Here is a 3419-nt window from a genome sequence, read left to right on the forward strand (position 1 = left end):
CTGAAGTAATATTGAACGAGCAGGGGCAACGTGAAGTAGAAGAAGCAATGAAAGGTGTTGAGTCTGTATTGCAGAGTCACATACCCCCATTTCGTAAGTTGCCGTATTGTTCTAAGTGCGCTTATAAAGATTTTTGCTATGCGGGAGAAGAGGAGGAAGGAGAGGTATGAATAGAGATGTATTTATTTTCTCAAAAGGAAGGCTTCACCGTAAAAATAATACACTTTATTTCGCAGATGAACATGGGAAATCGCAACCGCTTCCAGTTGAACAGACGGAAAATCTACACTTGTTTGGACAAATTGATTTTAACACGTCGCTTCTTCATATTTTGACACAGCATGATGTACGACTTCATGTTTATAACTACTATGGCTACTATGACGGCACTTATTATCCTCGGAATTCACAGGTCTCTGGCTATACAAAGGTACAGCAAAGCGCTCATTACTTGGATCTTAGCAAACGCTTGTACTTGGCTAAAGCATTTATACAAGGAGCGGTACACCATATGCAGCGCAATCTACGAAAACATGGTGAAGAATCACGCTCGTACGTGGATACAATGGCTTCGCGCGCTGCATTATTGGAGGAAGCTTCAAGCATTGCACAAGTTATGGGGATAGAGGGGCAATGCCGACAAATTTACTATGAGGGGCTTCCTATTCTAGTACGGAACAACTTTACATGGGAGCACCGTTCAAAGCGTCCTCCGCACAATCCTCTAAATGCTCTGATTTCATTTGGTAACGGCTTAATGTACACAACTGTAGTATCTGAATTATATAAAACGGCTCTGGACCCTTCTATTAGCTATCTTCATGAACCATCTAGCAAACGATTTTCTCTAAGCCTTGATGTTGCAGAAATATTCAAACCATTTCTTGTAGACCCACTTATATTTAGTTTGGTTAATAATCGGCGTATTCAAGAGAAACATTTTAAGAATGACGAGGGGATTGTTCACTTGAATGACGAAGGACGAAAGATTTTTCTAGCTGCATATGATGAGAAAATGAAAAGTACATTTAAGCATCGCAAGTTAAACCGAATGGTATCTTATCGATACTTGATCAGGCTGGAATCGTATAAACTTATTAAACATATTATCGGAGACGAGAAATATAAACCTTTTAAAGCGTGGTGGTAGACTTGTTTGTAATCATAACCTATGATATAGGTGAGAAGCGGGTTAGCAAAGTATGTAAAAAGCTACGTGAGTATTTGGACTGGACACAGAACTCTGTGTTTGAAGGTGAAATTACTAAGGGCAAATTAACACGATGTCTGGCTGAATTAAAGAGTATTATGTCTGATGAAGACTCTATTTATTTGTACAAGGTAGAAAATCCAAAAGCTATTGTTAAAGAAGTAATTGGCGAGGATCGTTCCTTCGACAGGCTGTTTTTATAGACTATTTGAATTTGCATTGTGCGAAAAAAATGTCGAAAATCCCGCAAGCCTTGTGTGGAAAAGGATTTCGGGGATTTTGTAACTACTACGAATTTCAGCATTGCCGCTTCAATGCAAAATGACCTAAATTCCAATCTGAAAAAGTTGTGATTTCCCTTGTTACATCAAGGTTTTTTTGTTACCCTGTTTTTAGGGTTTTATCTGAACGTAGTGGGATATAAAGGAATATCGCCGACTGCATACGACCTGTCATTCTTGCGTTTTATCTGAACGTAGTGGGATATAAAGTTGCATGCCGCCAAGGTAATCAATAGACACATAACAAAGTTTTATCTGAACGTAGTGGGATATAAAGCGGACAATGTATGTTGACGGCAAATCTTATGAGAAGTTTTATCTGAACGTAGTGGGATATAAAGCTGGGTAAGGGTTTCTACTTCGACGGTAGCCTTTCCGTTTTATCTGAACGTAGTGGGATATAAAGTAACTACGGCCTGGCGCTGGATTTCTGCATCGTAGCGTTTTATCTGAACGTAGTGGGATATAAAGTGCTTATTTAAAAGAAAAAATGTCCGATGTTTGGGGGTTTTATCTGAACGTAGTGGGATATAAAGATGGTACAAGGAAGTAGCCTTTAGAGTTGACCAGGAGTTTTATCTGAACGTAGTGGGATATAAAGTGGGCTACGTGGATTTTGTAGGCTAGTTCGTTTAGCAGGTTTTATCTGAACGTAGTGGGATATAAAGTCCATAAATAGTGGTCCTGGGGCTTCCAGGGGCAGGCGTTTTATCTGAACGTAGTGGGATATAAAGAAGCCAGAGGACGTCGATGATTGGTTCGTCGCGCAAGGTTTTATCTGAACGTAGTGGGATATAAAGAATGGCGCAGATCAATAAGAATGGCAAGAAAGAAAGTTTTATCTGAACGTAGTGGGATATAAAGCTTCGATAAGTGCTTGAAATTCTTCTTCGCTCACTAGTTTTATCTGAACGTAGTGGGATATAAAGAAACGCACACCGAACATTGCTCGGGAGTTTGAAAAGTTTTATCTGAACGTAGTGGGATATAAAGTCCGGTATCTCTGACACATCCGTAAAGTGCGAGTACGGAAGCCGCCGACGGTTTTATCTGAACGTAGTGGGATATAAAGTCGTGTAAATCGGTACAGAACATTCGTTCAAGACGTCGTTTTATCTGAACGTAGTGGGATATAAAGTATTTATGGCCTCTTTGCCGACATTCTTGAGCAGAGTTTTATCTGAACGTAGTGGGATATAAAGTAGATGCCGGTAACTTTGAGACTAAGTTTTACAACGGTTTTATCTGAACGTAGTGGGATATAAAGACGACTACCGTTCCTTCTTCATTCCCAAAATCAATGTTTTATCTGAACGTAGTGGGATATAAAGTTCAGAGCCGATATATATCGTTTCTTTGCGTCCCACGTTTTATCTGAACGTAGTGGGATATAAAGACCAATTCCGCGCCGGTGGCAATACGTGCCGTATTGGTTTTATCTGAACGTAGTGGGATATAAAGGTATCCACAAGTTACCAACACCGGAAAATATTTTTAAAGTTTTATCTGAACGTAGTGGGATATAATGAAGAAGGAATGCCGCGACCACAAACAGAATGACATAATGTTTTATCTGAACGTAGTGGGATATAAAGAACAATATTCGATCATGGCAACAAAAGTGGGTATCGTTTTATCTGAACGTAGTGGGATATAAAGTTGTTTCCTGTTGCTTCCGCTTGTTTAAGCGTATTTTGGTTTTATCTGAACGTAGTGGGATATAAAGTCACTTCCGCTATCGCTTCGACGACTTCCTCCATTGTTTTATCTGAACGTAGTGGGATATAAAGCGGTAAGAAAAACAAGCACCGGGAATTCACGTAGCACGTTTTATCTGAACGTAGTGGGATATAAAGGGTAGTAATCATACGCGGCAAACTCACCGAGCTTTTCGTTTTATCTGAACGTAGTGGGATATAAAGGAACCT

Annotated in this window: 3 protein-coding genes and 1 CRISPR repeat array; all 3 genes read left to right on the forward strand. The window is 39.8% G+C overall.

Annotation, left to right across the window (positions count from 1 at the left end; all coding sequences use genetic code 11):
• The first annotated feature begins 11 nt into the window (after positions 1–11).
• The 3 genes from J2Z20_RS18395 to cas2 are packed head-to-tail and all read left to right on the forward strand — an operon-like array spanning position 12 to position 1413.
• Positions 12–170, forward strand: coding sequence for a Dna2/Cas4 domain-containing protein (locus J2Z20_RS18395; RefSeq protein ID WP_415640051.1), 159 nt, complete (start codon positions 12–14; stop codon positions 168–170).
• Positions 167–1150, forward strand: a complete 984-nt coding sequence (gene cas1b, locus J2Z20_RS17755; RefSeq protein ID WP_209853414.1) for a type I-B CRISPR-associated endonuclease Cas1b — start codon at positions 167–169, stop codon at positions 1148–1150. The genes J2Z20_RS18395 and cas1b overlap by 4 nt, the downstream gene beginning before the upstream one ends.
• Before the next feature lie 2 nt (positions 1151–1152).
• Positions 1153–1413 (forward strand): CRISPR-associated endonuclease Cas2, encoded by a 261-nt coding sequence (cas2, locus tag J2Z20_RS17760; RefSeq protein WP_209853416.1) that lies wholly within the window; start codon positions 1153–1155, stop codon positions 1411–1413.
• A 194-nt stretch (positions 1414–1607) separates the two neighbouring features.
• A CRISPR array of direct repeats spans positions 1608–3413; the repeat unit is 29 nt; unit sequence GTTTTATCTGAACGTAGTGGGATATAAAG.
• Positions 3414–3419: the final 6 nt, after the last annotated feature.

The sequence above is a fragment of the Paenibacillus sediminis genome, from assembly GCF_017873765.1.
GTDB lineage: Bacteria > Bacillota > Bacilli > Paenibacillales > Paenibacillaceae > Paenibacillus_AG > Paenibacillus_AG sediminis.

Coding starts and splice junctions, on each gene's coding strand:
- cas1b (WP_209853414.1), top strand. CDS start 167: ATGAATAGAGATGTATTTATTTTCTCAAAAGGAAGGCTTCACCGTAAA.